The sequence below is a fragment of the Pseudomonas sp. P179 genome (assembly GCF_000478485.2).
Taxonomy (GTDB): domain Bacteria; phylum Pseudomonadota; class Gammaproteobacteria; order Pseudomonadales; family Pseudomonadaceae; genus Pseudomonas; species Pseudomonas aeruginosa.
Window position 1 is genome coordinate 2,751,414 of the sequence record NZ_KI517354.1, and the last position, 25,839, is coordinate 2,777,252.

Sequence of the window (25,839 nt, forward strand, 5' to 3'; positions counted from 1 at the left end):
CGAATCCCCTTGATCAGCCCTTGCTGTCGGTTTTCGCCGGAGCGGCGTCGGCCTTCTGCGCGGACGCGACATTCTTCGCCGGCACGGTCTTCACCTCGACACCCGGCTGCACGAACTGCAGGCCTTCGGTAATGATCTTGTCGCCGGCGTTCAGGCCTTCGGTAACCAGCCACTTGTCGCCGATCACCCGGTCGGCCTTGATCACCCGCAGCTCGACCTTGTTCTGCGCGTTCACCACCAGCGCGGTAGCCTGGCCCTTGAGGTCGCGGGTCACGCCTTGCTGCGGAGCGAGGATGGCCTTCTGCTTGACGCCTTCCTGCAACTGCGCGTGAACGAACATGCCGGGCAGCAGCTCGTTGTTCGGGTTGGGGAACACGGCGCGGATGGTGACCGAGCCGGTGCCTTCGTCGACGGAAACCTCGGAGAATTCGAGGCGACCTTCCAGCGGGTATTGGCTACCGTCCTCCAGCTTCAGGGAGACCTTCGCCGCGTTGTCGCCGGCGCGCTCCAACTGGCCGCTGGCCAGTTCGCGGCGCAGGCGCAGCAGGGCGGTGGACGGCTGGGTGACGTCGACGTAGATCGGGTCGAGCTGTTGCACGGTGGCCATCGCGTTGGCCTGGCCGTTGGTCACCAGGGCGCCTTCGGTCACCGCGGAACGGCCGATGCGGCCGGAGATCGGCGACAGCACCTTGGTGTAGCGCAGGTTGATCCGCGCCTGCTCCACCGCCGCCTTGGACTGCAGGTAGGCGGCATTGGCGTCGGCGTACTGCTGCTTGCTCACGGCCTGGTCGGCGACCAGCAGCTTGTAGCGCTGGGCCTGTTCCTGGGTCGAAGCCAGGTTGGCCTGGGCGCTCTGGTAGTCGGCCTCGTAGGTGGCGGGGTCGATCTGGTAGAGCTGCTGCCCGGCCTTGACGTCGCTGCCTTCCTTGAACAGGCGCTTGAGGATGATGCCGTTCACCTGGGGACGCACCTCGGCGATGCGGAACGCATTGGTCCGGCCCGGCAGCTCGGTATTCAGGGTCACCGTCTGCGCTTCCAGGGTCACGATCCCGACCTCCGGCGTTTGCGCCGGCGGCGGCGCCTCGCTTTTTCCGCACCCGGAAAGGGCCGAAATCGCGACCAGCAGGGCCGGAACCAGTACACGCATGGCTGGCGTTCGTTGCATAGCGTTGTCCTCATGAGCGAAAGCGGCCGATGCAGCGTGAAGGCGCTGCACCGGCTCGAAGAAGGCAGGCAAAATACTTACATTCATAGGTGTTTGTAAACGTCCGAAAGCCTCGCGTGAAAACACCTGAAACGTTTTAGCTCGATGGCCGGTTATCCACCCGGCGCCATGGCCCATATTCAGAACCTGAAACAAGGTTGATAAGGTCAACTAAAATAAGCAAAATAGTTGACTGGATCAACCACATTTACATTAGGTTTACTCGGCCAAACCAATGAACTACCCCGTGAATCCCGACCTGATGCCCGCGCTGATGGCGGTCTTCCAGCATGTGCGGACGCGCATCCAGAGCGAGCTCGATTGCCAGCGACTCGACCTGACCCCGCCCGACGTCCATGTATTGAAGCTTATCGACGAACAACGCGGGCTGAACCTGCAGGACCTGGGACGCCAGATGTGCCGCGACAAGGCACTGATCACCCGGAAGATCCGCGAGCTGGAGGGAAGAAACCTGGTCCGCCGCGAGCGCAACCCCAGCGACCAGCGCAGCTTCCAGCTCTTCCTCACCGACGAGGGGCTGGCCATCCACCAGCATGCGGAGGCCATCATGTCACGCGTGCATGACGAGTTGTTTGCCCCGCTCACCCCGGTGGAACAGGCCACCCTGGTGCATCTCCTCGACCAGTGCCTGGCCGCGCAACCGCTTGAGGATATTTAAGAACATTCTTTTCGAAGCACAATGAAAAACGCCGGCGATCGCCGGCGTTTTTCGTTTCAGGTATCCGCTTACTGGCGAATGCCTTCGACGGAGAGCAGCAGCTCGACTTCCTGGGATGCCGGGCCGAGGTCCATCTTGATGCCGAAGTCTTTCAGCTTCAGGGTGGCGCTGCCTTCGAAGCCGGCACGGTAGCCGCCCCACGGGTCGTCGCCCTGGCCGATCAGCTTGGCCTTGATGGTGACCGGCTTGGTCACGCCGTTCAGGGTCAGGTTGCCGGTGATGTCGGCGCTGTCGCCGTTGGCCTTCACTTCGGTGGATTCGAAGGTAGCGGTCGGGTTCTTGCTGACGTTGAGGAAATCACCGCTGCGCAGGTGCTTGTCACGCTCGGCATGGTTGGTGTCCACGCTGTTGGTGTTGATGGTCACCTTGACCTTGTCGGCCGACGGGTTCTTCTCGTCGAAGGTGAAGCTGCCGTCGAAGTCGTTGAAGCGGCCGTACAGCCAGCTATAGCCCAGGTGCTTGATGCGGAACTCGATGAAGGCGTGCTGGCCTTCCTTGTCGATCTTGTAGTCCGCGGCCATTGCCTGGCCGGCGGTGAACAGTGCGGAGCCGAGCGCCAGCGCGGCAAGGGTCTTCTTCAGCATGGACATTCTCCTTAACGTGGTTGTTGATCATTCGACGAGCGACCGAGCATGCGCTTTAGGGTCGGGTCGCGGTCGACGAAGTGATGCTTGAGGGCGGCCAGGGCATGGAGGACGGCGAAGACCACCAGCGCCCAGGCCAGGTAGAGATGGATTTCACCCGCGACGTCTGCCTGGTCGGGCAGCCCGCTGAGGGTTGCCGGCACGGAGAACCAGCCGAACACGCTGATCGGTTCGCCGTCGGCGGTGGAAATCAGGTAGCCCGCGACGATCACCGCCAGCAGCAGCCCGTACAGCGCGAGGTGGCCAAGCTTGCTCGCTACCCGCGTGAGCGGACCGTGGTTGGCCGGCGCCGGCGGCGGCGGGCTGACGAAACGCCAGACGATCCGCACCAGCAGGGCAATGGCCAGCAGGATGCCGATGCTTTTATGCAGCGCCGGCGCGGGGTGGTACCAGGGGTCGTAATAGCTCAGTTCGCGCATCCACAGGCCCAGGCCGAACAGGCCGAAGACCACCAGCGCGCTGCCCCAGTGCAGGAACAGGCTGAATACGCCGTAACGGGATGAGGTATTGCGCCACTGCATGAAAAACTTCCTTGAAAAGCGAAGCCTCAAGACTAGCGGCAAATCCATCGAGTTAAAGCAGAAAATTCTGCTTTGAAACATCGATTCACAAGATAGGTTCGCAGGCTAAGAAAAAACCCCGGATTGCGCTGCGAACCGGTAAGCGCAAGGCGCCGGAGCTTCCGGCGCCGGCGAAGGGGATCAATCGAACAGGCGGGTGAACCAGGCGAACGGGTTCTTCTTCTCGCCGCCGGTCGTCGGTGCGGCCACCTTCTCGGCCTTCGCCACCATCGGCGCGCCCTCGATCACCGGCGTCTTGCCGGCATACAGGTCGCGCACCTGGCTGGCCGCGCGCTTGCCGCTACGCAGCGCGCCCTCGATGGTGCCGGGGTACAGCGCATCGGTGTGCTCGCCGGCGAAGGCGACCCGCGACAGCGGCTGTTCCCAGATCCGCCAGAAGCGCGTCACCTGGCCCGGACCGTAGGCCAGGTAGGAACCGCCGGTGCCCGGGTCGGCGCTGTAGCGACGAATTTCGTAGCCGGCGAAGGCACCGCGCATCTTCGGATAGAACTTGTTCATGCGGATCAGCACCTGGTCGACCATCTGCCGGTCGCCGAAAGCCTGCAGCACGCGGGCGTTGTCGCCGGACAGGTTGATCAGCACGTTGGCGCCGCCTTTCAGCGCCGGCTCGACCCAGATCATGCCCAGGCCCTGGTCGCTGAAGATCTCGCCGGAGAGGCGCGACTTGTCGTCCCACACCGGACGCTTGAACTTCAGCAGGATCTGGTCGCGCCAGCCATAGTTGGTGCCCTTCAGCGCGGACATCTGGGTACCGCTCAGGGACGGGGTCATCTGGATCTGGCCGAGCGCCTTCAGCGGCACGGCGAGAACCACGTAGTCGGCCTTGTAGGTCTCGCTGCCGGCCTTGACGGCGACGCCGTCCTTGGCCTGGACGATGCTCGACACCTTGGATTTGGTCTTGATCGTCTTGATCTGCTTGACGAAGGCTTCCGCCAGCACCTGGCTGCCGCCGGGCAGGCGCGCCGCGCGCAGGTCGCGGTCGTCGACGCCACGGTAGGCGCGGCCCTGCTGGGCGAGGTAGAGCAGCGACAGGCGCGACGGTTCGTCGTAGCGCGAACGGATACGCTGGTTGACCAGCAGGCGCGCGGTCGGCGACAGGTTCAGCTTGTCCAGCCAGCGCGCGGCGTTCATCTGGTCGAGGGCGAACAGGGTATTGCTCGAGGCAGGGTTGAGCGGGTCGGAGATCGATGCCGAGAGATCGTCCAGGGTCGACTCGAAGCGCTTGAGGTCGGCGGCGACGTTCGGCTGCTTGAGCGCGAGATCGCTGCTGCTGTAGTACAGGCCGTCGATCAGGTAGCTGGGGGTGCGGACGAAGTCCGGCGCCGGCACCGGCTTCAGCTTGAAGGTGTCCAGGTAGGCATTGAGCGTGGGCTGGACCTTCTGGTTGCCGACCCATTCGCTGGTGGCCAGGCCGGAACGCCCGCCCACCTGCGGCCGCGCTTCGAGCACCGTGACCTGCCAGCCGTCCTTCTGCAATTCGTAGGCCGCGCTCAGGCCTGCCAGGCCCGCGCCGACGACGATCGCCGTAGGCTGTTTATCCTTGCCCAGCGCCACCGCGCTGAACACCCCCAACATGAGAAACGCCGCGGCGCGCAGCCACCTTAACGACATACCGGACTCCCCAGGAAAAAAGCAAAGACGCAACGGCGCGCAGCATACGCCAGAGCCGTTTGGGCCACCATAGGAGTCCGTCGGCGGCTGCTGTCGGATGTGTCCCAACCCGCCGGGTTGTTCATCTCACCCCCATTGCATAGGCTTTGCCGATCGATCCGAGGAGACAGCCCATGGGCCTTAACGCCGACTGGATGCAGCGCGACCTGAACGTACTCTGGCATCCCTGTACCCAGATGAAAGACCACGAACGCCTGCCGGTGATCCCGATCCGCCGCGGCGAAGGCGTCTGGCTGGAGGATTTCGAAGGCAAGCGCTACATCGACGCGGTCAGTTCCTGGTGGGTCAATGTGTTCGGTCACGCCAACCCGCGCATCAACCAGCGCATCAAGGACCAGGTCGACCAGTTGGAGCACGTGATCCTCGCCGGATTCAGCCACCAGCCGGTGATCGAGCTGTCGGAGCGACTGGTGAAAATCACCCCGCCGGGGCTCGACCGGGTGTTCTACGCCGACAGCGGCTCGGCGGGCATCGAGGTCGCGCTGAAGATGAGCTACCACTTCTGGCTCAATAGCGGCAGGCCGCGCAAGAAGCGCTTCGTCACCCTGACCAACAGCTACCACGGCGAAACCATCGCGGCGATGTCGGTGGGCGACGTGGCGCTGTTCACCGAAACCTACAAGTCGCTGCTGCTCGACACCATCAAGGTGCCCAGCCCGGACTGCTTCCTGCGTCCGGACGGCATGTGCTGGGAAGAACATTCGCGGAACATGTTCGCCCACATGGAGCGCACCCTGGCCGAAGGGCACGACGAGATCGCCGCGGTCATCGTCGAACCGCTGATCCAGGGCGCCGGCGGCATGCGCATGTACCACCCGGTCTACCTCAAGCTGCTGCGCGAAGCCTGCGACCGCTATGGCGTGCACCTGATCCACGACGAGATCGCGGTGGGCTTCGGCCGCACCGGGACGATGTTCGCCTGCGAGCAGGCCGGCATCGCCCCGGATTTCCTCTGCCTGTCCAAGGCCCTCACCGGCGGCTACCTGCCGATGTCCGCGGTGCTGACCAGCGAGACCGTCTACCGGGGCTTCTACGACGACTACCAGACCCTGCGCGCCTTCCTCCACTCGCACACCTATACCGGCAACCCGCTGGCCTGCGCCGCCGCCCTGGCGACCCTGGACATCTTCGAGGAAGACAAGGTGATCGAGGCCAACCGCGCGCTGTCCACCCACATGGCCAGGGCCACCGCGCACCTGGCCGACCACCCGCATGTCGCCGAGGTGCGCCAGACCGGGATGGTCCTGGCCATCGAAATGGTCCAGGACAAGGCATCCAGGACGCCCTACCCCTGGCAGGAGCGCCGCGGCCTGAAGGTCTTCCAGCATGGCCTGGAGCGCGGCGCGCTGCTGCGCCCGCTGGGCAGCGTGGTGTATTTCCTGCCGCCCTACGTGATTACCCCGGAGCAGATCGACTTCCTCGCCGAGGTGGCCAGCGAAGGCATCGACATCGCCACCCGCGACGCGGTCAGCGTGGCGGTCAGCGACTTCCACCCGGACCACCGCGATCCGGGCTGAACGTCGCCGCCCCTTCGTTCCGAGGGGGCCGGTTCCAGCGCCCCGCGGCAGGCAGTAAACTGCGCGCCTGTCGCCACTACCCTCGAATCGCCATGCGCCTGTCCCGCTTCTTCGTCGACCAGCCTCTCTCCCTCGGCCAGCACGACCTGCCCGAGGCCCAGGCCCACTACATCGGCCGCGTGCTGCGGCACGCCACGGGCGACGCCGTGCAACTGTTCGACGGCAGCGGCCGGGAATACCTCGGCGAGCTGGTCGAGGTCGGCAAGAAGAATGTCCGCGTCGAACTCCGCGAGCAGTTCGCCGGCCAGCCCGACTCGCCCCTGCGTATCCACCTGGGGCAAGGCCTGTCGCGCGGCGAGCGGATGGACTGGGCGATCCAGAAGGCCACCGAGCTGGGGGTGGCGGAAATCACCCCGATCGTCAGCGAGCGTTGCGAAGTGCGCCTGAAGGACGAGCGCGCCGACAAGCGCCTGCAGCACTGGCGCCAGGTGGCGATCAGCGCCTGCGAGCAGTGCGGCCGTTCGAGCCTGCCGCTGATCCATCCGCCTCTGGCCCTGGAGGACTGGCTGCGCGGGCGGGACGATGACCTCAGGCTGGTCCTGCACCCTGTGGCCGCCCCCCTGGCCAGCCATGCGCCGCCGTCGCGCCTGGCCTTCCTGGTGGGTCCCGAAGGCGGCCTGAGCGATGCCGAGGTGGAGCAGGCTCAGGCGGCCGGTTTCCACTCCGCGCGCCTCGGCCCGCGAGTGCTGCGCACCGAGACCGCGCCGGTGGTAGCGTTGGCGGTGGCCCAGCAACTCTGGGGCGACTTCGCCTGATATCCCTCCCGCCGCTTTACAACGGCGACAGCCAGTGAATACCGTTGCGCAACCCACTTCGCAACGGATCGCACGCATGGACACGCCCGTTACCTTCGATTGGAAGATCCGCCTGCCCGACGTGCTCGGCGTACTCCGCCGAGACTATGCCGGACGCTTCCCGCAGTTGGCCTCCGCCGCACTGGAGACGCTGCTGGAGCGCCTGCGCGACGACCTTCCCGAGGATTTCCTGCCAGCCCTCGGCCAGGAGCTGGAATCCCTCGGACTGGCGTTGGTGGAACGCCTGGACGAAGACGACAGCCTGAACCTGTACGTGGTCGGCGCCCCCCACAGCCAGCGCCTCCTCGATGCGCTCGCAGCGCAGGGCCACAACGCCCGCACGCTGCGCCAGGAAAACGCCCCCGAGGGCGCCCGGGCGGCCCTCCCCGCCGCCGCGCCGGCCGGCCTGGCGCCGGCTTCGGCCTACATCTGCCTCGAACACGCCGAGCACCTGGCGCCCGGCCTGGCCATCGCCCGCCTGCCGGGCGAGGACAGCCGCGACCTGCTGGACCTGCGCCAATGGCCCAGGCTGCAACGCCTGCCCGATGGCGCGGAGGAAACCCAGGGCGCGTTGCTCTGCCGGGCCAGTTCGGCGGACGGCCTGCACGCCTGGGTCAGGATGACCCGTTCGGGAAGCCCCTACGCCTGGCTGCATCGCTCCCGCGACCTCGCCTCGTTGACGCCCGAACTACCGCCCTTGCCGCTGCCGCCAGCGCAGTCGTTGCGCCAACGCCGCACCCCGGAACTTGCCATCGGCCTGGCCGGGGACGACCTGCTCCTGGCCGACCGCGGCCTGTTCTTCCTCTATCCGGGCTTCGCCCAGGGCAACGACGAACCGCGGTTGCTCTTCGAGGTGCCGCAAGCGCGGCGCTCCATCGAGAATCCGCCGGCGGTCTTCACCACTCCGGACCAGCGCGTCTGCCTGCTCTCCCGCGGGCAGTTCTTCGAATGGCGCGAGGCACGCATCCAGCCCCTGCCGTTCCCCGTCGGCAAGGATCTGCCCGCCGATCCGGCGCAACCGGCCTCGGCGGCGCCCGGGACCATCGTCTGGCTGGAGCGTGAAACGCTCTGCGAAGGCCGGCTCGACAGCGGCGAGATCCGCAGCCACTCGCTGGACGGCCTGGCCGAAGGCCCCTACCTGAAGCTCCAGGCCCTGGACGGAGGCTGGCTGCTCCTGGCGCCGTGGCTGGAACCGCATCGCTCGCGGGACCTCGCCCAGCTCTGGCACCTCGAATCCGGCCGGGCGCTGCGCATCCGCTACGGCGAACTGGACCTGGAGGGCGGACTACAGCACTGGGCGGAGCTGCCCGACGGCCGGATCGTCGTCGGCGACCATGCCCGGCATGTCGACCTCGGCACGTTCGAAAGCCTGCGCCAACGCCTGCTGCGGCGGCGCCTGGCGCCGGCCTGAGGCGCGTCTACAGCCCGCGCAGCGCCAGTCCCGCCAGGCCGAGCAGGAGCACGCCGCAACCGGCGTAGCTGACGCGGTGCCAGAACAGCGAGGTGTTGCGCCGCAGCCAGTCCACCAGCGCCGCGCAGCAAAAGCACCAGATCAGCGACGAGAGCATGAAACCGGCGAAAAACACCAGCGACTGCGCCTGGTTCGGCGTGCCGTCGACGATCCCCGCCAGGGCGCTGCCGAGGGCACCCCAGTAGACCACGTTCTTCGGATTGGACAGGGAGATCGCCGCGCCGGCGCCGAAGGCGTTGCGCCCCTGCTCGCCGGCATCCTCCGCCGCCAGCGGCGGACTCCAGGCGTCGCGCAAGCCTTGCACGCCGAGCCAGGCCAGGTAGGCGGCACAGGCCAGGGTCAGGGGAATCCGCACCTGTTCGTAGCCCAGCAGCAGCGCCAGCCCGGTGAGCCCGAGCAGGGCCCAGACGGCATCGCCGATCAGCGACCCCAGTTGCACCAGCAACGCCGGGCGGAAGCCGCCGGTCAAACCGCGGCGCAGCGTTTCGCTGAACACCGCGCCAGGGGAAACATTGAAGGCGAAACCGAACAGCAAGGCGGCGAGGAAGATGGCGAGCATGGAACGACGACTCCGTGGTGGGACGTCGGATTATCCCGGCCGGCGGCTCCGCCGACTTGAACCGGATTGCGCAGTTCAGCCGCGCACGGCGCGCTGGTAGCGGCCCGGCGAAATGCCGTAGGCGCTGGTGAAGTAACGGGTCAGGTGGCTCTGGTCGGCGAAGCCCAGGGCGTGGGCCACCTCGCCCACCGCCAGGCCACGGCGCAACAGGCCGAGGGCGCGGCGGGTGCGCAGTTGCATGCTCCACTGGCGCGGGCTGAGCCCGGTGGCCTTCTTGAACGCCCGCAGCAGGTGGTATTTCGACAGGCCCACCTGCTCCGCCATCTCATCCAGGTCCGGCGGTTCGGCCAGGCGCTCGGCGAGCAGCGCCTGCAGGCGGGCGACAGCCGGGCGCCCAGGATCGGCCCTCTGCGACAGGCGGGTGCCGCTCGCCGCCAGCAGGCGGCCAAGGAAATCCAGCAGGCGCTCCTCGCCCCGTTCGCGGGCGAAACGGTCGCTGGCCAGCAAGGCTTCGATGCTGGCGGCCAACTCGCGGCCCAGCGCCGGACTGCGCAGCAGCGGGCGGTCGAACTCGACGGAGGAAAGATCCAGGCTGCTCGCCAGTTCGGCGGCAGGCAGATAGAGGCTGGCGAAGCGCCAGGGCTGGCCGTCGCGGACGCCGCCGCCCTGGATCTGCCCCGGGTTGTAGAGGGTCAGGTCGCCGCTGTCGGCCTGGAAGGTACGGCCATCCAGCCAGACATCTTCCAATCCGCAGAGGTTGGCGCTGATGACGAACTCGTCGTGGCTGTGCTTCTCGAAGCGGTGCCCGGCCAGGCTGGCGCTGGCGACCTCGAGGGAGGCGCCGATCCGCGCGTGCTGCAGGCCGGCCATGGACGGCTCAGATCAGGCCGGCGTCGGCGAGCTTCTCTTCGAGGCCGGCCAGGTCCGGAATCCGTGCGGTTTCGCCGCCGATGTCCACCGCCGCCAGTTCCAGCGCCGCCAGCGGCGCGGCGGTGCTCGCGAGATTGGCGTCCAGCCGCACCGAGCGCGGAATGCCCTGCACCAGCAGGGCGAGGAACTTCACATGGGGTCGTCCGCCGAGGGCGTTGATGACCACCACCCGCGCGCTGCTGCCGAGTACCGGCTGCTGTTCGCCGCTGGAGGCCGCCTCGAAGGACAGCAGCGGCAGGCGCAGGTCGCGCCAGGCCACCTGGCCCAGGTACCACTGCGGCAGGCCGGCGGCGACCTGCGGGTTGCGATAGGCGATCAGTTCGGCCACGGCGACGTTGGGCAACAGCAGGGTGCGGTCGCTCAGCGGCAGGAGCAGCCCGGTGAGGCTGTCCGGGGTCGGGTTGGCTGGGGTGTTCCGGCTCATGCCATCCTGCTCGATCACGGCCTGGTTCATGTTTCGACTCCTGTCGGCGCGCAGCGTGCGGCCAGATGCTTGACCAATGCCTCGGCCAGTTCGCGGGGGCTGGCATTGAAACTGCTGTAACCGGCTTCGCGCAAGCTGTCCGGCATGCTCGAACAGACGCAACTGTCGGCGCGCTGGGTCCATACCTCGCCACCCTGGCGCCGCACGTAGGCGGCAGCGGCGCTGCCGTCGCTACCCATGCCGCTGAAAACGATCACCCCGCAGTCGGGCCCGAACTGCTGGGCCAGGTTGAGCATCATCTGGTCGATGGACGGGGTGTAGGGTTCCGGCCAGGGACGCTGGCTGCATTTCAGTCGCCCGTCGTGGTGGAAACCGAGCTCGTGCAGCACCGGCACCACCATGACCTCGCCGCAACGCAGCGCTTCGCCGTCGCGGACGTTCTTCACATGCCACTGGCTGTGCCGGCCGACTGCCTGCGGCAGGTTCTGCTCGAAGCTGGCATCGATGTGCTGGGCATAGAGGAAGCCGATCGGCAGGCCGCCAGGCAAGGCGTCGAGAAATGCCTTCACCGCCGCCGGGCCGCCGAGCGAGGCCGCCAGCAGCCACACCTCGCGGGCCGCTTCGCCGGCCTGCAGCGGCATCGCCGCGAGGTCGCCGGGAATCTCCAGGCGCGGCGGACGCTCCTCGTCGAGCAATGCGCCGAGGCTGTCGCCAACGCCATCGCTGGGGTCGCCGATCAAGCGCTTCAGCTTGCCGATCAGCCGCCGTTCCCAGCGCGGGTAATGTTCGGTATGCCGCTCCGGCGCGTGGCCCTCGCCGAACAGCACCGGCGCACGGTCCTGCTCCAGCAGGCTGTCCAGCAGCGGCGAGTCGTCCTGCTGGGTCAGGTCCACCAGCCACAGGTCGGGCGCGCACTCCAGCGCGGCGTCGTCGACCCTGGCCGGGTCGGCGTTGAGCACCACCTCGTAACCATGGCCGAGCAGCGCCTGTTGCAACACGTGGCGCTGCAACGAGGTGTCGGCGATCACCGCGACCCGTGGCGTGGCGCGCTCACTCATGCTGGCCGACCAGGGACTGGATGGCTTCGAGCAGCTCGGTTTCCTGGTAAGGCTTGCCGAGGTACTGGTTGACGCCGATGCCCAGCGCGCGCTCGCGGTGTTTCTCGCCGGTCCGCGAGGTGATCATGATGATCGGCAGGTTGCCCAGGCGTTCGTCGTGACGCACCAGGGTGGCGACCTCGAAACCGTCCATGCGCGGCATCTCGATGTCCAGCAGGAGGATGTCCGGACGATGCTCCTGGAGCTGGGCGATGGCGTCCACGCCGTCCTTGGCGGTCAGCACGTTCATGCCGTTGCGCTCCAGCAGGCGGGTGGTGACCTTGCGCACGGTGACCGAGTCGTCCACCACCATGACCAGCGGCGGCCGCTGCTGCTCGCTTTCGCTCGCCGCCATTTCCTGGCGCAGCGCCAGGCGTTCGCGACGGCTTTCCTGGCCGAGCAGCGCGTGCCGGGAGCGGATGGTCGCCAGCAGGTCGAGGATCACCACCACCCGGCCATCGCCGAGCAGGGTCGCCCCGGAAATCCCGGCGACCCCGGCGAACTGCGGACCGAGGCTCTTCACCACGATCTCGCGGGAACCGGCCAGCGAGTCGACCTGCACCGCCACCGCATGCTCCGAGGAGCGCACCAGGATCACCGGCAAGGGCAGCGACTGGCCGACCAGCTTGGGTTCCTGGCCGTTGTTCAGCAGCTCGCCGAGGTACTTCAGTTCGTAGGACTGCCCGGCGTATTCGAAGCTGGGCGTATCCAGCCCCGCCTCGCCGCGCTGGTCGTAGAGCGCCTCCAGTTCGTAGGGCGAAACCCGCACGATGCCCTCGATGGTGTTCAGCGGCACCGCGTAGAGATCCTCGCCGGATAGCACCATCAGCGCCCGGTTCACCGACACGGTGAACGGCAGCCGCACGTTGAAGCGGGTGCCCTGGCCCGGCTCGGTCTGGATGCTCACCGAGCCGCCGAGCTGCTTGACCTCGGAGTTGGCCACGTCGAGGCCGACGCCGCGCCCGGAGATCTGGGTGACCTTTTCGGCGGTGGAGAAACCGGACTCGAGCACGAACTGCAGCACTTCATGATCGCTGAGGTCGCTGTCGGCGCTCATCAGGCCACGCTCGATGGCCTTGCGCCGTACCGCGTCGAGGCGGATGCCGGCGCCGTCGTCGGAGAGGGTGAGGAGGATGTCGCCGCCCTCGCGGCCGATGTTCAGGCGGATCGTACCGTGCTCCGGCTTGCCCGCCGCGCGGCGCGTCTCGCCGGACTCGATGCCGTGGTCCACGGCGTTGCGCAGCATGTGCTCCAGCGGCGCGACGATGCGTTCGAGGACGGTACGATCCATCTCGCCGTCGGCGTTGCCGACCACGAATTCGACCTGCTTGCCAAGCTCGCCGGCCACCTGCCGGACGATCCGCCGCAAACGCGGTACCAGCCGATCGAACGGCACCATGCGGGTGCGCATCAGGCCTTCCTGGAGTTCGGTGTTGACCCGCGCCTGTTGCAGCAGCAGGGTCTCCGCGTCGCGGTTCTTCGCCGCCAGGGTTTCCTTCAGGTCGAGAAGGTCGGAGGCCGATTCGAAGAGTGCGCGCGAGAGCTGCTGCAACTGCGAATAGCGGTCCATTTCCAGCGGGTCGAATTCTTCGTAGCCGGCGCGTTCGGCATCGGCCTGGTGACGCGAGAGGATCTGCGCCTGGGTCTCGGTGTCGAGGCGGCGCAACTGGTCGCGCACCCGCTCGATGGTGGACTCCATCTCGCCGAGGGTGAAGCCGACGTCGCTCACCTGCTGCTCGACTCGGCCGCGGAAGATCGAGGTCTCGCCCGCCAGGTTGACCAGGTTCTCCAGCAGTTCCGCCGGCACCTTCACCAGCTCCTGCGGGGCACGTCGGGAAGCGGCCTCCTGGGCCGCCTCCTGGGCCTTGCGCACGAACGGCAGGGTGGTGGCCGGGGCGGCCGGAGGCGCCGCCTCGGCCGCCATGATCGCGCCGGCCGCCGGGGCCAGGCGGGTCAGCTCTGCCAGCGCGGAGGCCACCGCGCGGTCGGTATCGTCGGCCTGGACCAGCGCCTGGGCGGGCTCGGGCCGCTCACCGGCCTCGTCGTCCTCGGCCAGCCGCTCGCGCAACAGGTCGACCTGCCGCTGCAGGCCTTCCAGCCCCGACTGCGCATCCAGCAGCAGGCTGTCCGGCCACGGCGCGCCCTGTTGCTGCGCATCGGTGAGATGCTGCTCGAGGTCGTGGGCCAGGTTGCCCAGCTCGGTCTGTCCGGCCAGGCGCGCACCGCCCTTGAGGGTGTGCAGGATCCGCAGCAGGTCGTCCAGCGGCTGGGCGTCGCCGTTGCCGCCGTCCCAGCGGCCGAGCGCCAGTTCGAGGTTCTCCAGCAGGTCGTCGGCTTCCTCGAGGAAGATGTCGAGGATCTCGCTCTCGTCGGCCGCCGCGCCCTTCGCCGCCAGCGGCTTGAGGCTGACGCTGGTGGGTACGCTCAGTTGCTCGTCGGGATCGCTGCGCAGGCGCCTGATCTCCGCGATCAGCGCCTGCCCGTCGGGCAGCGTGCGGTGGCCACGCACCGCCTCGAGCATCTCGGCCAGCTCGTCGTGGCAGCGCTGCAGCAGGCCGAACAAGGCCGGGCTGGCGCGCAGGCGTCCACCGCAGAGGCCTTCGTAGAGGAATTCAAGCTCATGGGCGAGGTCGCCGATCTCGCCGATCTCGGCCATCCGCGCACCGCCCTTGAGGGTATGCAGGTCGCGCTGCAAGGCTTCCAGTTCGATGGTGTTGTCGACGTCGTCCATCCAGCGCTGCAACGCGGCGGCAGCGCTGTCGAGGATATCGAAGCCTTCCTCGAGGAAGATCTCCACCAGTTCGGGATCGCGCTCTTCGAACGCCTCCGCAGCAGGCGCGGCGGGCTCCTCGACGGCAGGTGCAACGAGTTCCTCGACAGGGCTTTCCGCCTCGCCCGGTGTCGCGGCCTCGGCCACCGGGCCCTGGCGGAACCGGCGGATCGACTGGATAAGGTCGTGCGGGTCGGCCAGGGGCTGGCCGGCGCTCAACTGGTCGAGCTGTTCGGCCAGGCGGTCGTGACAGGCTTGCAGCAATCCGGCCAGTTGCGGGGAGTGCTGGTAACGGCGGTCGACCAGTCCTTCATAGAGGGCCTCCAGCTCGTGGGCCAGGTCGCCGATCTCGGCGATCTCGGCCATCCGTGCGCCGCCCTTGAGGGTGTGCAGGTCGCGCTGCAGGGCGCTGAGCGAAGACAGCGCGCCCGGCTCGGCCTGCCATTGGGCCAGTGCCTGGCCGGCGCTTTCGAGGATGTCCACCGCCTCTTCGAGGAAGATCGACACCATTTCCTCGTCCAGCTCGCGGCCGGGAGCCGGTGCAGGCGCTGCCGGTACGGTCTCCTCGGCAGGCGTCCCGGCCTCTTCGAAGACCGCCTCGGGGAGGGCCGGTTCTTCGTCTTCCGGGGGGAAATCGTCGGCGCCGAGGCTCTCCGGGTCGATGAACGGAACGGCCTCGGCGGCGGGCGCTTCCAACAGCTCCTGCAGGGCCGCGACCCGCTCCGGACGCGGCGTGACCTGCAGGCCGGCGGCGACCTGGTCCATCATCCCGATCAGCGCCTCGTGGGCCTGGCGGGCTTCCTCGAAGAACGCCGGGCTGACCGCCAGGCGGCCTTCCTCGACGGCATCGTAGAGCGCCAGCAAGGCCTGGCAGAGTTCTTCCACCTGTGGCAGCTCGGCATGCCGGGCGCCCCGGTCCAGAGTGCTGAGCTCCTCGCGCAGCGCACTCAGTTCCTGGCGCTCCTGCGGATGCTCGTGCCAGCGCTCGAGCAGGTCCTCGGCGTCCAGCAGGATGTCCATGCCTTCGACGAGGAACGCCTCGATCAGCAACGGATCGCGGCGCTCGCCGGCATCGCTGTAGCGCTCGGCCTCGAGCGAGGCGATGCGTTCCTGATGCAGTGCCTCGATACGCTCCAGCAACGCGTCGCTGCCGGGGATCGGGTTCAATGGCCGTTGCGCGCCGACCTGCTCCAGGCCGATGCGGAACAGTTGCTCGGCGTCGTGCAGCAACTCCGCTTCGCGCAGGTCGAAGGCGAGCAGGTTGGACTTGTATTCCTTGACCAGTTTTTCCAGCGGCGTGGCGATCTCCGCGATCGGCAGGATGCCGGCCATGTGTGCGCTGCCCTTGAGGGTATGCAGGGCACGCTGCAAGGCATCGGTGACCGGCTGCGGCAGTTCGCGGGCGCAGTCGGCGAGGAAGCCGACCAGGGCCTCGAGATGGGTTTCCGCCTCGTTGGTGAAGATCTCCAGCAGTTGCGGATCGAGCAGTTCGACGTCGCTCTGCGCCTCGGCAGCGGCCTGCGGCGCGTCGGCCAATGGCGGCGCCTGGACGCCGTTGTCCAGGCTCGACGGCTGCTCCGCCCCGGCTTCCGGCGGTACTCCGCCGTCGTCCGGCGCCGGCGGTTCCGGCAGCGGCTCGCCCTTGGCCAGGGCATGCGCGGTGGCCGCCAGCAGGTCGACATCGTCGCGCTGGCGCTGGGCATTGGCGGCGAACTCCTCGACCAGCTCCGGCAACAGGGCCACGACCTGGTCCACCACTCGCTGCACCGGCTCGCTGGCGGCGATGCTGCGATCGAGCACGCGGTTGAACAGGTTCTCTATCGACCAGGCCAGTTCGCCGATCACCAGGGCACGGACCATCCGTCCGCTACCCTTGAGGGTATGGAAGGCACGGCGTACCTCGGTCAGCGCTTCGCGGTCGTCGTGGTCGGCTTTCCAGGCCGGCAGGTAGCGGCCGATGGTCTCCAGGACCTCGCCGGCCTCCTCGATGAAGACCTCGCGCAGTTCCTCGTCCACCGGTTCCTCGTCGGCCGGCGGTGGCAGCAGGCTGACCGGAACGTTCTGCGCCGGCGGATTGATCGGCTGCACCGGCGCAGCCATCACCTCGGCCAGAGACAGGGCCGGCGCTGCGCTGGCGAGCGCCTCGGCGGCAGGCGGCGCCTCGGCCTCAGCCTCGGGCAATTGCACCTCGGGGAGATCGAGGTCGGAAAGATCCAGTTCCTCCAGGCTCGAGCCCTCCCAGGCGGACACCTCGCCCTCCGCCTCCGGCAAGGCTACATCCAGCGGCAGCGGATCGAGCGCATCGAGAACCAGCTCCTGTTCAGCGGAGCCGTCGAAAGGCTCCAGCGCCGGCAACGGCTCGAGGCTTTCCAGCGGCGCGTCGAAGGACAGCGCCGGCTCCTCCAGGCTCAGATCCAACGTCTCGCCGGCCTGCGCCGGCTGCGCCAGGTCATCGCCGAGCCCCCACTGCTCCGGCAGCGACCAGTCCGCCAGGGCCGCCGGCCCGGAGGCCGGGGCCGCATCGGCGGGCAGGTCGAGGCCGGAGAGATCGATCTCGTCGAGGCTGAAATCGTCCAGGCTGCGGGCAGGCGCCGGGGTCGACTGCGGCTGGCCGCTCTCCTCGACCACCTCCGGCAACGCCGGCGGCACTTCGGCGGAATCGTCCAGCGGCAGGTCCAGGGCCAGGTCGAGGGACGGCTCGCCGGCGTCGGGCGCGACTTCGCCAAGGGTCCAGTTGTCGTCGCTGGCCAGCTGCGGGGCATCTTCCCTCGCGGCCTCGGCAGGAGCCCTGTCGGCGGGCGGTTGCTCCGCTGTCTCGGCGAGCTCGACGACCGCCTCCGGCCTCTCCGGCTCGGCAGCAGGGGACTCGACGGCAGCGGGTCCGGACAGGCCGGGCTCGGCCGGGGCCGACGAATTCGGTTTCAACGTATAACCGAGGTTCGCCAGGCTGTCCTCGGCGACGTCGAGGATCAGGTCGCTCTGGCTGGCATGGTCCTCGCTCAGGCGCTCCAGGTAATACTCGACGCTGGTGATGGCATCGGCCAGGGTATCCAGGCTCTGCCAGTCCGGCACCGCCTTGCGCGCCAGCAGCTGTTCCTGGATATAGCGGTTGCAGGTTTCCAGCAGGGTCGCGGCGCGCTCCAGCGGGATCATCGCCAGGCCGCCGCGGACCTGGGTCAGCAGCTCCGGCACGCGGGCCAGGTGCTCGTGGTTCCACTGCGAGGCGATGAACTCGATGATCGCGTCCTTGGCCTGCTCCAGACCGTTGCGCGCTTCCTTGATCACCAACTGGTGGATCTGCGCCACATCGGTGGTGGGCAGGCGGCTTTCCTCGCTGTTGCGCTCGTCGCCGGGACCGGCCATGCCGGCCAGGGTGGCCTCGACGTAGAGCAACGCGCCGGCGACGTCCATCAGGATCGCGTCGCTCGGCTCGCGGCGGCCCTGGGCCAGGGCGTGGATGACGTCCAACTGGTCGAGGATGACCTTGCGCGGTTGGCCGAAGCCGAGTACCGCCAGGGTATCGGCGATCTGCTTGAGCGGCGCCAGGAGGGCGTCCAGTTCCGAGGGGTGGCCACGGTCGCTGCGCACGAACAGGTCGAGGCTGTCCTTGATCCGCACCAGTTCCTCGCACAAGGCACCGACCACCGAACGCATCGCGTCGCGGTCGGGTCCGGCGAGGCGGGCGCGCTCGGCGTCCACCGTCTCGTGGTCGGGCAGCGCCTCGTCGAGGCGGTACTGTTCCTTCAGAGCGCGGATCCGCGGCGACTGCGAAGGCGCCTTGGCCACGTAGAACAGCAGGTTCTTCACCAGCTCGTCCGGCGCGGCCTGGTTCAGGCCGTCGGCGCCCTGCTCGACCAGGCGCTTGAGTTCGCGGTCGAGCTGGCGCAGCAGGGTGCGCACCGAGGCGCTGTTGACCACGCTACCGTTGGCCAGGCCCTCGACCAGGCCGGAAGCGATGCTCCACAGCGGCCCCAGCGGTGCCTCGCGGCACAGGCCCTCCAGGCGCGCATAGACACGCGCCAGGTAGCCGAGGCTGGTCGCCACGTCCTGGTTGCGCAGCAGGCCGACCAGGGCCATCTGCTGGGTCTGGCGCAGCTTGCGCAGCAAGCCGCCGAGTTCGTCGGTGCGCAGTTGCGCGATGGCCTCGCCGTCCAGTTGCGGCTGGCGCTGCGACAGGTCGGGCGCGAACAGGCTGGTTTCCGAGAGCAGCTTCTCGCCGCGCGCGGCGCGCAGGTCGTTGAGCAGCGGCAGGACCACCATCGGCAGGTCGCGCCGGGCGGTCTGGATCCGGTCGAGGTAGATCGGCAGTTGCAGGATCGCCTGCATCAGCACTTCCAGGGCCTCGCCCTGGTTCGGCACGCGACCGTCCAGCAAGGCCTGGACCAACTGCTCCATTTCCTCGGCGAGCAGGGCCGCGCCGTAGAACTCGACCATCTGCAGGGTGCCCTGCACCTGGTGCACGTAGGTCAGGCAGAACCGCATGCGGGTCGGGTCCTGCGGGTTCTCGACGAACGCTTCCAGCGCCTGGCGCGCCTGTTTCAGGGTTTCGGCGATCTCGCCTTTCACCCATTCCAGAGCGACGTAGTCGTGCCGGTCACCCATAGCCACTCCATTCATGTGCCTGAGTACCCCTTACGGGTAAAGGCCAGGACCCGCTCGTCGGCGACCGGCTCGAGCTCCGGATGGCTCCAGTCGACCACTTCGCCGACCCCGATCACCAGCAAGCCTCCCGGCGCCAGCCGTTCGGCCAACCGGTTGAGGATCTCGCGCCGTCGCCAGCGACGGAAGTAGATCAGCAGGTTCTGACAAAAAATCACGTCCATGCCGGACCAGGGCGCCTTCGCCAGGTCCAGCACATTCAGCCGGGCGCAGCAGACACGCTCGGTCAGTATCGTTTTCACGCTGAAGCTGCCGTCGGCCTGGCGTTCGCAATAGCGTTCGACCAACCCGGCCTCCAGTTGCTCCAGCTTGCGGGCCGGATAGTTCGCCTGCCGCGCCCGCTGCAGGGCGTGAAGGCTGATATCCGTCCCGGTGACGCCGAAAAAATCTTCCCGTTCCTGCCCGCGCAACACCTGCGCGGCGCACATCGCCAGCGAGTAGGGTTCCTCGCCGCTGGAGCAGCCGACGCTCCACAGGGCCCAGGGCCGCGGCATGCCTTCGCGGCGCAGGCGCTCGCCCAGGTAGCGCTCGAGCAGCTCGAAAGACGGGGGATGACGGAAGAAACGGGTTTCCTGGACGGTCAGGCGGTCCAGCAGGGTCGCCCACTCCACTGCGCCACGCGGACCGTCGGTCACCTGGCGGTAGTAGCTGTGGTAGTCGCCGATGCCCAGTTCACGCATGCGCGCGGTCAGGCTGGCCTGCAGGAACGTCCGGCGTTGCTCGTTGAGCACCACGCCGGTGCGGTTCTCCAACAGGACCTGCCAGTCGCGGAACTCCGCTGCCGACATATCGGCCAGCGGCTGCAGTGACCAGACGCCGTTCGCCTGCATGCCGTGCCCCTCGTCCAAGGTGTCGACGCGGCGCCCGCCAGGCGGCCGCCGCGCCTATGCTCAGGCCTGCTCCACGCCCTCCGGCAGTTTGAAGCCGGATACCGAGTTGCGCATCTCGCTCGCCATCTTCGCCAGGTTGCCGATGCTCCGTGCGGTGGCGGTGGTACCGGCGGAGGTCTGCGAGGTGATCTCCTGAATGACGTTCATGGTGTTGGAAATGTGGCCGGCCGACGATGCCTGCTGACGGGCGGCGTTGGAGATGTTCTGGATCAGCGCCGCGAGGGTCTTGGATACCTTCTCGATCTCCTCCAGGGCCACACCGGCGTCCTGGGCCAGGCGCGCGCCGCGGACCACCTCGGAGGTGGTCTGCTCCATCGAGATCACCGCTTCGTTGGTGTCGGTCTGGATGGTCTTCACCAGCGCCTCGATCTGCTTGGTCGCCGCCGAGGAACGTTCCGCCAGTCGCTGTACCTCGTCCGCTACCACGGCGAAGCCGCGGCCCGCGTCCCCGGCCATCGACGCCTGGATCGCGGCGTTCAGGGCGAGGATGTTGGTCTGGTCGGCGATGTCGTTGATCAGGCTGACGATGTCGCCGATCTCCTGGGACGATTCGCCGAGGCGCTTGATTCGCTTCGAGGTGTCCTGGATCTGCTCGCGGATGTTGTCCATGCCGGTGATGGTGTTGTGCACCACCTCGTTGCCCTTGTTGGCAATGGCTACCGAACGTTCCGCTACCGCCGAGGATTCCGAGGCGTTCGCCGATACCTGGTCGATCGACACCGCCATTTCGTTGATCGCCGCCGAGGCGCCGGCGATTTCCTGCGCCTGGTGCTCGGAGGCTTCGGCCAGGTGCATCGCGGTGGACTGGGTTTCCTGGGCCGCTGCGGCCACCTGCACGGCGGTCTGGTTGATGGTCTCCACCAGTTCGCGGAGCTGGTCGATGGAGTAGTTGATCGAGTCGGCGATGGCGCCGGTGAAGTCCTCGGTCACGGTCGCGGCCACGGTCAGGTCGCCGTCCGCGAGGTCGGCGATCTCGTCGAGCAGACGCAGGATCGCGGCCTGGTTGCGGTCGTTCTTCTCGGCGGTCTCGGCCAGCCGGCGGTTGGTCTCGCGCACCATCACCAGGCCGATCAGGATGATCGAGGCCAGAGCCAGGGCGCCGAGGGCGTAACCGGCGAACAGGTTGATGCTGCGCCCGCCGGCCAGGTTCTCGAAGCCGTCGGCCAGTTGCGAGGCCTTGTCCAGCAGGGTCTGCGAAACGCTGAAGATGTTGTTCGCCGCTTCCCGGACCTGGAACAGGTCGGGCGAGGTCTCGAGGATCTCGTCCACCGAGCCGGAGACGAACTCGAAGAGTTCGGCGATCTCGTTCAGGCGATCCACCGCCTCGGCGTTGGTCACCTTGGAGATGCTCATCGCCGCGTTGCCTTCCTGCATGCCCTTCAGTACGCGGCCGAACAGGCTGGCGTCGCGGCCGAAGCTGTCGGCGGCCTGCACCGAGTTCTCGTCGCCGGCCAGCACCTTGTTCACCGAGCCGAGGATACGTTCGGCGAGCAGCGACTGGCGTTGGGCGACCGCGACCTGGTCGGCCGGGGCACCGTTCTCCAGCAGGATGTCGACCACCTCTTCGTATTCCACCTGCAGCTGCGGGATGGTTTCGGCGAGGGTCGAGGCCACCTGGTGCAGGGACAGTACAGTCTGTTCGCTGGCGAGGATGGAGTCGGCGTTCTTGCGCAGGCCATCCCAGTCCTGCTGCACCACGTCCATCTGCGGCTTCACCGCTTCGGGACTGGGCGGCAGGGATGTGCTCTCGTCGCCGTTGACCAGGATGTTCCAGCGTTTCTCGAAGTCGTTGCGCGCATCCTTCAGGAGCTTGAACGCCTCGCCCTTGCCCGCCGCCGCTTCGGTGGCGTTCTTCGCGATCCGCTGCGACAGGACGCGCAGTTCGCCGGCATGGCCGATGTACTGCTTGTCATGGTTCGACTGGGTGTTGAGGTAGGCAAAGTTGGCGAACAGCAACACGATCGAGACGATGAGGACGATGAACAGCCCCGCGATCACCGAGCTGCTGCGCATGCCCGCGAAAAGATTGCCTGCGTTGATTTTCTTCATATTTGGCCCCCGCCCGGACCGACCACGATTACGATTTCCATGTCACGACACGGGCCGGCAGACCGGCCCAACCGGTGAAGCTGTTTATACGGCGACGTCGAGGAAGCCCTGGTGTTGCGCCAGCGCATGCGGGCTGAACACCAGCCACGGCTGCTCTCGATGGAAGACGCCATGAATGAAGGGTTGCAGTGCCGCTTCTAGTGGCGGCAGCTGTTCGCTGAAGGTGTCCACCGGGAAGTGCTGCATGCCGAACACCTCATCGACGATGAGGCCGGCGAACACGTCCAGGTGCTCCACCACCAGCACCCGCCGCTGCTTGCGCAAGGGCGACAGTTCGGTGCCGAGGAAACCGCAGAGGTCCATGATCGGCAGCAGGCGGCCACGTACGTTGGCCACCCCCTTGACCCAGGTCTTCACGCCCGGCAGCTGGGTGTAGCGCGGTTCGTGCAGGACTTCGCCGACCTCCCCCATGGGGGCGACGAAGAACCGCCCGCCCATGCGGAAGCCGATCCCGCTCCAGCTCTGCACCGCCTCCTGCTGGGCCGGCAGGCCGGCGGCCAGGCGTCGGCAGCGCTGATCGATGTCGACGAGGAGCTGGAAGGGGGTCTGAACGTCCGACATGCGGGGCCTGGTCTTTCCGGGGTCAGGGTGAGCGATGCGCTGCGACGGGCTCAGCCCGCCAGCACCGCATTGATGGTTTTCAGCAGGGTCTCTTCGTCCACCGGCTTGGTCAGGTAGTCGCGAGCGCCCTGGCGCTTGCCCCAGACCTTGTCGGTCTCCTGGTCCTTGGTGGTGACGATGATCACCGGGATGGCGCTGGTCTCGGCGTCCTTGGTCAATTGACGGGTCGCCTGGAAGCCGTTGAGGCCGGGCATGACGATGTCCATCAGGACCACGTCGGGCTTTTCCTGGCGGGCCAGGGCGACGCCGTCGCCGCCGTTCTCGGCCTTGAGTACCTGGTGACCATGCTTTTCCAGCATGGCGGTCAGCTTGTACATCTCGGTCGGAGAGTCATCAACAATCAAAATACGAGCCATGGGATCCCCATCACGAAATAAGCATCAACGGCCATGCGGCCGGATATCAGGAAACGGCGTCCACCGGGGTGAAGCTGGGTACGTGTGCCTTGATCGCGCCCAGCAGCTCTTCCTTGCTGAACGGCTTGGTGAGGTACTGGTCGGAGCCGACGATGCGCCCCTTGGCCTTGTCGAACAGGCCGTCCTTGGAGGACAGCATGATCACCGGGGTGGACTTGAACGCGCTGTTGTTCTTGATCAGGGCGCAGGTCTGATAGCCATCCAGGCGCGGCATCATGATGTCGACGAAAATGATGTTCGGATGGGTATCGGCGATCTTCGCCAGGGCATCGAAGCCGTCGATTGCCGTGATCACGTCGCAACCGACCTTTTTCAGCAGTGTTTCGGCGGTGCGACGAATCGTTTTCGAATCGTCGATCACCATCACTTTCAAACCGTCGGATTGCTGTTCCATGTTCGCCCTATATCGACTCGGTGAATCATTCTTCTGTGTTTTCTTCAGTGCGCTAACGCCCTGTCACCGACGGGCTGCGACCCAATCGCGGGCCTTTTTAGCACACTCGACGCAACTCTATCCATAATGCCCGGAACAGGCCGGCTTTTTCCTTGACCAAGCGCAAACGGGGCGCCAACCTGAGCGTCAAACCCGCTTGCCACGCGGCCTCCCCGCCGCGACCGGACAACCCACCCCCTTTCGGAGGAATTCCCATGAGCGTACGCCTCGGGATCGTCATGGACCCCATCGCGCGCATCAACTTCAAGAAGGACAGCTCGCTCGCCATGCTGCTGGCTGCCCAGGCCCGCGGCTGGTCGCTGTTCTACATGGAACAGCAGGACCTCTACCAGAAGGCCGGCGTCGCGCGTGGACGCATGCGCCCGCTGAAGGTCTTCAACGATGCCTCCCGCTGGTTCGAACTGGAAGCGGAAAGCGACCAACCGCTGCACGAACTGGACGTGATCCTGATGCGCAAGGACCCGCCCTTCGATAACGAATTCGTCTATTCGACCTACCTGCTGGAACAGGCCGAGCGTGCCGGCGCCCTGGTGGTGAACCGGCCGCAGAGCCTGCGCGACTGCAACGAGAAGTTCTTCGCCACGCAGTTCACCCAGTGCACTCCGCCGACGATGGTCAGCCGGCGATCCGATATTCTGCGCGAGTTTGCCGCCGAGCATCGTGACATCATTCTCAAACCCCTGGACGGAATGGGCGGTTCGTCGATATTTCGTCACCGCGAAGGCGACCCGAACCTCTCGGTGATCCTCGAGACCCTCACCCAGCATGGCAGCCAGCAGATCATGGCACAGCGCTATCTGCCGGAAATCAAGGACGGCGACAAGCGCATCCTGATGATCGACGGCGAACCGGTGCCCTACTGCCTGGCGCGCATCCCCGCCCAGGGCGAGACTCGCGGCAACCTCGCCGCCGGCGGCCGCGGCGTGGCCCAGCCGCTGAGCGAGCGCGACCGCTGGATCGCCGCCGAGGTCGGCCCGCACCTGCGCGAGCGCGGCCTGCTGTTCGTCGGCCTCGACGTGATCGGCGATTATCTGACGGAAATCAACGTCACCAGCCCGACCTGCATCCGCGAGATCGACCAGGCCTTCGACACCCGCATCGGCGACAAGCTGATGGACGCCATCGCCGCCCAGTTGGCTGCCCGCTGAATCGCGCGGGCGGGCCTCGGTCCGCCCGCCTCGGCCCGGCCGATGCGCCACGGCGAGCGACCGCGTGTCCAAGGCGCGGAGTGCGTCATAGACTTTTCCGCCCCCCATCGGCAGACTTCGCCCCACGCCAGCCACCACGATCCGCAATGAACGCCGCCGTCCTCAAGTCCCCCTCCGCCGCTGCCGGCGTCCGCCCGGCGGACCGTTTGGGCTTCACCCTGTTCATCGCAGCCATCCTGCACGTCGCCCTCATCCTCGGGGTGGGCTTCTCCATGCCCGCGCCGAGCCAGATCAGCAAGACCCTGGAAATCACCCTGGCCACCTTCAAGAGCGACAAGGCGCCGGAGAAGGCCGACTACCTCGCGCAGATGAACCAGCAGGGCAGCGGAACCCTGGAGCACAAGGCCGCGCCGAAGACCACCGAGGTCGCGCCGTTCCAGGACAACCAGGTGAAGAAAGTCGCGCCGCCGGCTACGCCGAAGCAGGCCAGGAGCGAAGAGGCGCCCAAGGCCGCGGTGACCACCACCCGCCAGCGCCAGCAGAAGGCACCGAGCAAGACCCAGGCACAGAAGGCCGAGCAGGTCGCCAAGCCGGCGCCGCATTTCGACTCAACCCAGCTCTCGGCGGAAATCGCCAGCCTCGAGGCCGACCTGGCCAAGGAGCAGCAGGCCTACGCCAAGCGCCCGCGCATCCACCGCCTGAGCGCCGCCTCGACCATGCGCGACAAGGGCGCCTGGTACAAGGAAGACTGGCGCAAGAAGATCGAACGCATCGGCAACCTCAACTACCCCGACGAGGCCCGCCGGCAGAAGCTCTACGGCAGCCTGCGGCTGCTGGTGTCGATCAACCGCGACGGCACCATCTACGAGGTGCAGGTGCTGGAGTCTTCCGGCGAGCCGATCCTCGACCAGGCCGCCCAGCGCATCGTCCGCCTGGCCGCGCCCTATGCGCCGTTCAGCGGCGACCTGGCCGACATCGACCGGCTGGAGATCATCCGTACCTGGCGCTTCGAACGCGGCGACCGGCTGTCCAGCAAGTAGCGCCGGCAAGGCTGGCTTTCTCGCGTCCGAAGCAGGACACT

General features: G+C 67.3%; 20 protein-coding genes. 6 read left to right on the top strand and 14 right to left on the bottom strand.

What is annotated here, in order from left to right; all coding sequences use genetic code 11:
* Positions 1-13: 13 nt before the first annotated feature.
* Entirely contained in the window at positions 14-1,165 is a 1,152-nt protein-coding gene (mexA, locus tag HMPREF1224_RS25310; protein WP_003118819.1) for a multidrug efflux RND transporter periplasmic adaptor subunit MexA, read from the bottom strand.
* A gap of 274 nt (positions 1,166-1,439) precedes the next feature.
* Between mexA and mexR the strand changes: the two genes are divergently transcribed.
* The gene (mexR, locus tag HMPREF1224_RS25315; protein WP_003114897.1) at positions 1,440-1,883 is read left to right on the top strand and encodes an effux pump transcriptional repressor MexR; all 444 of its coding nucleotides are present in this window, start codon (positions 1,440-1,442) and stop codon (positions 1,881-1,883) included.
* A gap of 68 nt (positions 1,884-1,951) precedes the next feature.
* Here the strand turns inward: mexR and HMPREF1224_RS25320 are convergent, their stop codons facing one another.
* The 3 genes from HMPREF1224_RS25320 to HMPREF1224_RS25330 all read right to left on the bottom strand — a co-directional run bounded on the left by HMPREF1224_RS25320 (position 1,952) and on the right by HMPREF1224_RS25330 (position 4,779).
* Positions 1,952-2,527, bottom strand: coding sequence for a YceI family protein (locus HMPREF1224_RS25320; protein WP_003084626.1), 576 nt, complete (start codon positions 2,525-2,527; stop codon positions 1,952-1,954).
* Between the two features lie 11 nt (positions 2,528-2,538).
* Positions 2,539-3,108, bottom strand: coding sequence for a cytochrome b (locus HMPREF1224_RS25325; protein WP_003106133.1), 570 nt, complete (start codon positions 3,106-3,108; stop codon positions 2,539-2,541).
* 180 nt (positions 3,109-3,288) lie between these two features.
* Positions 3,289-4,779 (bottom strand): flavin monoamine oxidase family protein, encoded by a 1,491-nt coding sequence (locus HMPREF1224_RS25330; protein ID WP_003118815.1) that lies wholly within the window; start codon positions 4,777-4,779, stop codon positions 3,289-3,291.
* A gap of 173 nt (positions 4,780-4,952) precedes the next feature.
* Here HMPREF1224_RS25330 and HMPREF1224_RS25335 point away from each other — a divergent pair, with 173 nt between their 5' ends.
* The 3 genes from HMPREF1224_RS25335 (at position 4,953) to HMPREF1224_RS25345 (ending at position 8,621) form a co-directional block, all read left to right on the top strand.
* On the top strand, positions 4,953-6,356 hold the full coding sequence (locus tag HMPREF1224_RS25335; protein ID WP_003117900.1) for an adenosylmethionine--8-amino-7-oxononanoate transaminase: 1,404 nt from the start codon (positions 4,953-4,955) through the stop codon (positions 6,354-6,356).
* Positions 6,357-6,448: 92 nt separating this feature from the next.
* Positions 6,449-7,171 carry a 16S rRNA (uracil(1498)-N(3))-methyltransferase gene (locus tag HMPREF1224_RS25340; RefSeq protein WP_003106127.1) on the top strand — a complete coding sequence of 241 codons (723 nt, stop codon included), beginning with the start codon at positions 6,449-6,451 and terminating at the stop codon, positions 7,169-7,171.
* Between the two features lie 34 nt (positions 7,172-7,205).
* Positions 7,206-8,621 (top strand): hypothetical protein, encoded by a 1,416-nt coding sequence (locus HMPREF1224_RS25345; protein ID WP_031628447.1) that lies wholly within the window; start codon positions 7,206-7,208, stop codon positions 8,619-8,621.
* 7 nt (positions 8,622-8,628) lie between these two features.
* Here the strand turns inward: HMPREF1224_RS25345 and HMPREF1224_RS25350 are convergent, their stop codons facing one another.
* The 10 genes from HMPREF1224_RS25350 to pilG form a co-directional block, all read right to left on the bottom strand.
* Positions 8,629-9,240, bottom strand: a complete 612-nt coding sequence (locus HMPREF1224_RS25350) for a LysE family translocator (RefSeq protein ID WP_003084610.1) — start codon at positions 9,238-9,240, stop codon at positions 8,629-8,631.
* Between the two features lie 75 nt (positions 9,241-9,315).
* Entirely contained in the window at positions 9,316-10,110 is a 795-nt protein-coding gene (locus HMPREF1224_RS25355; protein WP_010793540.1) for an AraC family transcriptional regulator, read from the bottom strand.
* Positions 10,111-10,117: 7 nt separating this feature from the next.
* Entirely contained in the window at positions 10,118-10,624 is a 507-nt protein-coding gene (locus HMPREF1224_RS25360) for a chemotaxis protein CheW (protein WP_003106119.1), read from the bottom strand.
* A complete protein-coding gene (locus tag HMPREF1224_RS25365) occupies positions 10,621-11,652 on the bottom strand; it encodes a chemotaxis protein CheB (protein WP_003084598.1) in 1,032 nt (343 codons plus the stop codon). Before HMPREF1224_RS25365 ends, HMPREF1224_RS25360 begins: the two co-directional genes overlap by 4 nt.
* Complete coding sequence (chpA, locus tag HMPREF1224_RS25370; RefSeq protein WP_010793541.1) at positions 11,645-19,063, bottom strand: chemotaxis signal transduction system protein ChpA; 7,419 nt, start codon at positions 19,061-19,063, stop codon at positions 11,645-11,647. Before chpA ends, HMPREF1224_RS25365 begins: the two co-directional genes overlap by 8 nt.
* 11 nt (positions 19,064-19,074) lie before the next feature.
* Positions 19,075-19,950, bottom strand: a complete 876-nt coding sequence (pilK, locus tag HMPREF1224_RS25375) for a type 4 fimbrial methyltransferase PilK (protein WP_003100938.1) — start codon at positions 19,948-19,950, stop codon at positions 19,075-19,077.
* A gap of 60 nt (positions 19,951-20,010) precedes the next feature.
* The gene (gene pilJ, locus HMPREF1224_RS25380; RefSeq protein WP_003100940.1) at positions 20,011-22,059 is read right to left on the bottom strand and encodes a chemotaxis chemoreceptor PilJ; all 2,049 of its coding nucleotides are present in this window, start codon (positions 22,057-22,059) and stop codon (positions 20,011-20,013) included.
* 84 nt (positions 22,060-22,143) lie between these two features.
* Complete coding sequence (locus HMPREF1224_RS25385) at positions 22,144-22,680, bottom strand: chemotaxis protein CheW (RefSeq protein ID WP_003084590.1); 537 nt, start codon at positions 22,678-22,680, stop codon at positions 22,144-22,146.
* Positions 22,681-22,730: 50 nt separating this feature from the next.
* The gene (pilH, locus tag HMPREF1224_RS25390) at positions 22,731-23,096 is read right to left on the bottom strand and encodes a twitching motility response regulator PilH (RefSeq protein WP_003084587.1); all 366 of its coding nucleotides are present in this window, start codon (positions 23,094-23,096) and stop codon (positions 22,731-22,733) included.
* Positions 23,097-23,142: 46 nt separating this feature from the next.
* Complete coding sequence (gene pilG / locus HMPREF1224_RS25395) at positions 23,143-23,550, bottom strand: twitching motility response regulator PilG (RefSeq protein WP_003084583.1); 408 nt, start codon at positions 23,548-23,550, stop codon at positions 23,143-23,145.
* Positions 23,551-23,804: 254 nt separating this feature from the next.
* Here pilG and gshB point away from each other — a divergent pair, with 254 nt between their 5' ends.
* Both gshB and HMPREF1224_RS25405 read left to right on the top strand, forming a co-directional pair.
* Complete coding sequence (gshB, locus tag HMPREF1224_RS25400; RefSeq protein WP_003100943.1) at positions 23,805-24,758, top strand: glutathione synthase; 954 nt, start codon at positions 23,805-23,807, stop codon at positions 24,756-24,758.
* 146 nt (positions 24,759-24,904) lie between these two features.
* Positions 24,905-25,798: an energy transducer TonB gene (locus HMPREF1224_RS25405; RefSeq protein ID WP_003162015.1), complete on the top strand. Its 894-nt coding sequence runs from the start codon at positions 24,905-24,907 to the stop codon at positions 25,796-25,798.
* Positions 25,799-25,839: the final 41 nt, after the last annotated feature.

Bases quoted from the DNA above. Each gene is read 5' to 3' on its own strand.
- HMPREF1224_RS25335 (WP_003117900.1), top strand. From the start codon at position 4,953: ATGGGCCTTAACGCCGACTGGATGCAGCGCGACCTGAACGTACTCTGG.
- HMPREF1224_RS25355 (WP_010793540.1), bottom strand. From the start codon at position 10,110: ATGGCCGGCCTGCAGCACGCGCGGATCGGCGCCTCCCTCGAGGTCGCC.
- HMPREF1224_RS25325 (WP_003106133.1), bottom strand. From the start codon at position 3,108: ATGCAGTGGCGCAATACCTCATCCCGTTACGGCGTATTCAGCCTGTTC.
- HMPREF1224_RS25385 (WP_003084590.1), bottom strand. From the start codon at position 22,680: ATGTCGGACGTTCAGACCCCCTTCCAGCTCCTCGTCGACATCGATCAG.
- pilH (WP_003084587.1), bottom strand. From the start codon at position 23,096: ATGGCTCGTATTTTGATTGTTGATGACTCTCCGACCGAGATGTACAAG.
- HMPREF1224_RS25405 (WP_003162015.1), top strand. From the start codon at position 24,905: ATGAACGCCGCCGTCCTCAAGTCCCCCTCCGCCGCTGCCGGCGTCCGC.
- HMPREF1224_RS25320 (WP_003084626.1), bottom strand. From the start codon at position 2,527: ATGCTGAAGAAGACCCTTGCCGCGCTGGCGCTCGGCTCCGCACTGTTC.
- HMPREF1224_RS25330 (WP_003118815.1), bottom strand. From the start codon at position 4,779: ATGTCGTTAAGGTGGCTGCGCGCCGCGGCGTTTCTCATGTTGGGGGTG.
- chpA (WP_010793541.1), bottom strand. From the start codon at position 19,063: ATGGGTGACCGGCACGACTACGTCGCTCTGGAATGGGTGAAAGGCGAG.
- mexA (WP_003118819.1), bottom strand. From the start codon at position 1,165: ATGCAACGAACGCCAGCCATGCGTGTACTGGTTCCGGCCCTGCTGGTC.
- pilJ (WP_003100940.1), bottom strand. From the start codon at position 22,059: ATGAAGAAAATCAACGCAGGCAATCTTTTCGCGGGCATGCGCAGCAGC.
- HMPREF1224_RS25350 (WP_003084610.1), bottom strand. From the start codon at position 9,240: ATGCTCGCCATCTTCCTCGCCGCCTTGCTGTTCGGTTTCGCCTTCAAT.
- pilK (WP_003100938.1), bottom strand. From the start codon at position 19,950: ATGCAGGCGAACGGCGTCTGGTCACTGCAGCCGCTGGCCGATATGTCG.
- HMPREF1224_RS25365 (WP_003084598.1), bottom strand. From the start codon at position 11,652: ATGAGTGAGCGCGCCACGCCACGGGTCGCGGTGATCGCCGACACCTCG.
- HMPREF1224_RS25340 (WP_003106127.1), top strand. From the start codon at position 6,449: ATGCGCCTGTCCCGCTTCTTCGTCGACCAGCCTCTCTCCCTCGGCCAG.
- pilG (WP_003084583.1), bottom strand. From the start codon at position 23,550: ATGGAACAGCAATCCGACGGTTTGAAAGTGATGGTGATCGACGATTCG.
- mexR (WP_003114897.1), top strand. From the start codon at position 1,440: ATGAACTACCCCGTGAATCCCGACCTGATGCCCGCGCTGATGGCGGTC.
- gshB (WP_003100943.1), top strand. From the start codon at position 23,805: ATGAGCGTACGCCTCGGGATCGTCATGGACCCCATCGCGCGCATCAAC.
- HMPREF1224_RS25360 (WP_003106119.1), bottom strand. From the start codon at position 10,624: ATGAACCAGGCCGTGATCGAGCAGGATGGCATGAGCCGGAACACCCCA.